This window comes from Photobacterium sp. OFAV2-7 (assembly GCF_022347985.1).
Lineage (GTDB): Bacteria > Pseudomonadota > Gammaproteobacteria > Enterobacterales > Vibrionaceae > Photobacterium.
Map to the genome: position 1 here is coordinate 1 of NZ_JAKRFQ010000334.1, position 5,204 is coordinate 5,204.

Here is a 5,204-nt window from a genome sequence, read left to right on the forward strand (position 1 = left end):
GAAATCGACAAGCTGCTGGGCGCGGTAAACCGCGACGGCCAAACCATTGTGGCCCTTTCCATGTACTGGAAGGCTTCATGGGTTAAACTAAAGATAGGTACAGCGCGAGGCAAGAAGCTGCACGACAAGCGTGCCGACAAGAAAGATCGCGATTGGCAGCGCGACAAGGCACGTATTATGAAGAGCAGCATGCGCTAAGAAGATGCCGAACTGGCTAAGTGGTGGATTTTTCTCCATAAGAGTCGGTTCAACAGGGTTTTATGTTGACCCATACGCATTTTCTGTTACCATCGATCGAACTCTGGGGCTGATTTAGGATTCGACAGGATCACGAAGGCTTTGGGAGCATGCCGAGGTGCGGTTGGCCTCGTAAAAAAGCCGCAAAAAAATAGTCGCAAACGACGAAAACTACGCACTAGCAGCTTAATACCCTGCTGAGAGCGCTCCTGCCCTAGCTTCCGCTTGTAAGACGGGGAATAACAGGGGTTCAAACCCAAACAAGATAGCGAGGGAATCTTTGACTAGAGAGATGAACCGCGAAATATGAATTCTGGTATGTACTTGCATAGCGTGTCTGTTCGCAGTGCACTTACGAGAATAAAGACAGACTAAGCATGTAGCGCCTCTGGTTAGACTGGTTTTGGACGCGGGTTCAACTCCCGCCAGCTCCACCAAACATACGTATGATAACGTCCTAGGACGTTCGGAAAGCCCGGAAAGCTGTTGCGCTGCCGGGCTTTCTTGCATCTATAGCGTCCAACATCATCCTTTACAGTCCTACCCTATTAGTTATCCTTTTAGCTATCCCATAGCAAATCACGCCTAGCCAGGATGGCTAAATAACCAAGCTGGATAGCAAATGGCACGGATAACCAAACCTCTTACCAATACCGAAATAAAACAAGCCAAGTCACGAGATAAGCAATACACCCTCAGTGACGGCAGTAGCCTCTTCCTTGCGAGTGCGCCCAAACGGCACCAAACACGCAAACCGCTAATAATGCGTTGAAGCGAATGGGTTTTAAAGGCCGCTTAGTCTCACACGGTCTAAGAGCCATAGGCTCTACCTATCTAAATGAGCAAGGCTTTTCTGCTGATGTAATTGAAGCCGCACTAGCCCACACTGTCAAAAATGAAGTTCGTCGTGCTTATAATCGATCTACCTATCTAGAGCAGCGTAGACAGTTGATGGAAGCATGGAGCATTCACCTAGTTAGCTCAGCAAGAAGCAATACAACGTTATAAAATTCTGTCGTTATCATTTGATATACTTTTATTGTGCTGGCACTTATTTCTATCTGTCAGCACGATCTCTTATCGAACCATTTGATATAGCCACTCCTTCTATCCTCTTCAGAGGAAATCGCATTCGCAAGACAGCACAGTACAATACAACAGACAGTAGTTGGCTGAATTTGAGGCGAAAACCTCACTTTTTAAAATGTTATGTTTCCTTGTTTTATTTATGTAAACAGGCCACTCAACTAACTAATTTATAAGGGTTGCCCCCTCATTTATCTGATAAATCATAAACACTTCGCATCAATAAATACTCACAAAAGTACATATTACTGAATTGAGTGATTTTGAGTTATTCCATATAGTTCTTTCCCAAACAAACCTGAACATAAAAATAGGAAATAAAATGGAAAGGATTCCAACACTTCTCTTGTTACCAATGACAGAGGTACTTTCTCGCTTAGCCTACTCAAAATCGACACTACACTTGCGTATTAATAATGGGCTCATGGCCCCTCCCGTCAATCTAGGCGGGCGTAAAGTCGCTTGGCCAGAGCGCGAGATTGATCAGCTTATCGCTGCAACTATTAAGGCCCAAAGCCCAGACGAGATTACTGAGTGCGTTAAACAGTTAATTGTAGAGCGTGGTTCACTTTCCTTGACAGCCTAAATCAAAAATAAACTACTGATTGTGTATGGCTACTCAATTACCACTTTCAACTAAACCGCATAAACAGCCATTACTTGGCGTAATTAACTATAAAATAAAGGAAAAAGAGTATGGAAATAAAAACAGCAGCTGCCTTTGTATTGGGCAAACTACTTATGAGAAAAACATTAACTGAAGCTGATTAAAACGTATTTTGGACGGAAGGCATGACCGAGAACAACTCATTGATTACCTAGTTCAATTCATGGGTATCAACGTAGTATCTCAATATAATGACAATGGCGAGTTTATTTCTTGTCACATGACATTAGAAGCTATTTTTCCGTATCACAAAGACCATTCCGCATACACAGATCAGACGTTTATTGAGCAAGATGGTCTTAAGATCGAAGAAATATTGATAAGACGTGGAGTTAACTTTATCAATAAACATATCGCTAGAGCATTTCACGAAACAAGCCACATTTCACTTGAACGATAGCCGTTGATATTTTTCAGCTCTTACAATAATAATTCGCTCCCCGATTGATCGTCTAACAGTTCATGATGGTGCTTTGCCAAGGATTAGGCATGAATAATTACGATTATATTGAAAACTTTAAATCAACAATTGCTAACGCAAGGATTGAACCACCTCGCGAAATTACGCCAGATGGCGAACTACATCGCTTTATTAGCAACGTTAAGTCTGGCGACAAGGCTGGTTACTACACTTTTTTTACTAACCCTGACGGGACGTTCGGCGGTAGTTTTGGCTGCTGGCGTGAAGGTATAAAAGGTACTTGGTCATCTAGCTCTACGAATAAGCCAGCGGCATTCTCTTCCGCTCAAATGGAGATCTTGCGGCAAGCTGAAGCTCTTAAACGGCTGCAAATGAATAGCGAACGTGCTGGCTATGCTCAGCATCTCTATAGCGAAGCGACAGATATCCCGCTAGAGCCCCCCTTATATCGTTCGCAAGAGCATTAAACGACTGGGTAACGCTCGTTTCATTAGCGAGGTTCGTTGCGCTGACTTTTTTATGGATGAAAGTAAGCGCGGAACATTAAATAACTGTATTGTCATTCTCGTCTTCTCCAGCACTAACGAACTGCAAAGCCTTCAAGTCATAACATCAGATGGAACAAAGTTCTTCCTGAAGAGCGGCAAACTTGACGGCGGGCGCTTCACCCTGAATGGGGATAATGCTGTTGTATATATCTGCGAAGGCTTTGCAACTGGTGTAAGTATCCATGAGGTTACTGGATCTAGTGTAGTTATAGCTTTCAATGCGGGAGGGTTGGAAAAATAGTTCCTGCCATTGTGAGCCAATATCCAAATAGTGAAATCATTATTGCGGAAGACAATGATCACTGCAAAGCCCAAGAGGGTAAAGGAAATAAGGGGCTGGAGATTGCCAAATCGGTAGCTGAAAAGCTTCAAATTACCTATACGTACCCCAAATTTGAGGAATCAGATAATGGTACGGACTGGAACGACTTCTCAGTTCAGCACGGGATTGAGGCAACTAAAGCAGCTTTAGTTGAAAATCAGCAGTCAGTTAAGCCAGAACCATCCTTTGCTGATTTTGATGAGGCACTGAAAGCCCTCTTAAAAGATCGTGTTGACGAAGAAGCTTTTGATGCTGCCCTTTGTTTCATCAAAGACGCGACAACCCTTCAAGCAGGATGCATGCGCAAAAGGCTTAAAGAGGCGACAGATGTTAATCTCGCTGACATCAATAAAGCCATCGCTATCAAAAAGCAAGAAGAAGAAACCCCAGACCTGACTCACAGTGAAATAGCTAACGATTATATTGCCCAGTATAAAGAGCTTCGCCCAGTTTGTGAGTATGGTTGCCTCTGGTCATATGACGAACAAGCTGGTGTCTGGTGCGAAACGCAGCTATCAAAGGTGGGGGTTGAGATTGCAAAAAAATACAATCACGAAAAGCTGTGCCGACGAGAGTGTGATTACAAGGCAATTGCTTCACATACTTATAATTCGCTCGAACAAAATGGCTTCTTTGCAGATGCCCCAAAAGGGATCCATACGCCTGCTGGTTTCTTATTCGTGAAAGAAAACCAAATCAAGCTTGAGCCACCGAGCCCTATGCACCGAGCACGGTTTCGTTTGGATATTGAGCCTGACTTCAGCCGCGAGCCGGAGCTATTGCTTATCGTGCTTCAGGACGCATTCATGGGGCATCAAACTGAAGAGCAGATTCGTCAGCTACGCATGATGACGGGGCTTGCACTCTTTGGGCTTCAATCCAAGGAACAACGTGCAGTGTTGCTATACGGTGCCGCTGGTTCGGGCAAGTCATTGTACCTGAAAATGATCGAAGCTCTTGTACCAAAAGAGTATCGTACCAGCGTTAGTCCATTGCACATGGACAGTGACTATAAAAATGCGGCTCTTGCAGGGAAGCGCGTGAACCTTGTTCCTGAAATCGACAAAGATAAGCCAGTACCTAGCGCTGAGTTTAAGGCAATAATTGGTGGTGACACGATGTCAGCCCGTGAGCCTTATGGCAAAGTTTTTACGTTCACACCAGAGGCTGCTTGCTGGTTCAACGGCAACTATTACCTCACCACCAAAGATCATAGTGAAGGATTCTGGCGGCGTTGGTCGATTGTCCATTTTGCTAACAGCAAACCAGAACGTGAGCGTGATCCGAAGCTACTAGCACAAATTATCGAACAGGAGCTGCCAGCAGTCCTTGCCTGGGCTATTCGAGAGGTACAAGACTACCTCGATAACGATTTGTTTTTGTCCAGTGCGCACCATGCTTGTATCCAAGAGTGGAAACTTGACGGCAACAGTATCAGCAGTTGGCTTAACGATGTTGAAGACAGTGCTGTGGGCGAGCGTAAGCATAGAATGTCGGTGCCGCCGCTGAAGGTCTCCCATGCATACACCATCTACAAAGACTGGTGTCACCATAACAATCGGAAGCCATACAACAAGACGGCGTTTAAGGCGTATATAGTAAACAATGGGTATCCGGACAGCAAATACAACGGCTACTCCTGCAACACCACGCTTTACGATGCCCGTCCGTTGCCGGGAACCATGGCGAAAGCCAACTAACTTGTCGGTTTAGTGGAAATAGTGATTTTTTCGCTAGCACTCTTATCCTTAAAGGAAAAAGCTACTACTAGTAGTTAACGATATATAGTTTTAATCCTGCAAATTAATTAATAGGATAAAAACTCACTATTTCCACTACGATTATATTCTGATGTCACTCGGGGTATAGGAGGTACCCATGGACCAGCTGCAATACCCCCTCCCCTGCCATTCATATCAGGGG

5 protein-coding genes, 1 other RNA gene and 1 pseudogene are annotated in these 5,204 nt (G+C 44.5%); all 7 read left to right on the forward strand.

What is annotated here, in order from left to right; all coding sequences use genetic code 11:
- Positions 1–198, forward strand: a 198-nt coding sequence (locus MHN01_RS16050; RefSeq protein ID WP_239412266.1) for an SsrA-binding protein, incomplete at its 5' end; no start/stop codon positions are given.
- 105 nt (positions 199–303) lie between these two features.
- Positions 304–674: a transfer-messenger RNA gene (gene ssrA, locus MHN01_RS16055) on the forward strand.
- Positions 675–981: 307 nt separating this feature from the next.
- A pseudogene (locus MHN01_RS16060) lies at positions 982–1,245 on the forward strand (tyrosine-type recombinase/integrase); the annotation flags it as partial.
- Positions 1,246–1,678: 433 nt separating this feature from the next.
- On the forward strand, positions 1,679–1,909 hold the full coding sequence (locus tag MHN01_RS24705) for a helix-turn-helix transcriptional regulator (protein ID WP_370646513.1): 231 nt from the start codon (positions 1,679–1,681) through the stop codon (positions 1,907–1,909).
- Between the two features lie 570 nt (positions 1,910–2,479).
- Positions 2,480–2,878, forward strand: a complete 399-nt coding sequence (locus MHN01_RS16065) for a hypothetical protein (RefSeq protein ID WP_239412267.1) — start codon at positions 2,480–2,482, stop codon at positions 2,876–2,878.
- Between the two features lie 52 nt (positions 2,879–2,930).
- Entirely contained in the window at positions 2,931–3,200 is a 270-nt protein-coding gene (locus MHN01_RS16070) for a hypothetical protein (protein WP_239412268.1), read from the forward strand.
- Between the two features lie 11 nt (positions 3,201–3,211).
- Positions 3,212–4,981, forward strand: coding sequence for a phage/plasmid primase, P4 family (locus MHN01_RS24710; protein ID WP_239412269.1), 1,770 nt, complete (start codon positions 3,212–3,214; stop codon positions 4,979–4,981).
- Positions 4,982–5,204: the final 223 nt, after the last annotated feature.

What these genes read in the sequence shown, in the direction of transcription:
- MHN01_RS24705 (WP_370646513.1), top strand. Translation starts at nt 1,679, where the DNA reads ATGACAGAGGTACTTTCTCGCTTAGCCTACTCAAAATCGACACTACAC.
- MHN01_RS16065 (WP_239412267.1), top strand. Translation starts at nt 2,480, where the DNA reads ATGAATAATTACGATTATATTGAAAACTTTAAATCAACAATTGCTAAC.
- MHN01_RS16070 (WP_239412268.1), top strand. Translation starts at nt 2,931, where the DNA reads ATGGATGAAAGTAAGCGCGGAACATTAAATAACTGTATTGTCATTCTC.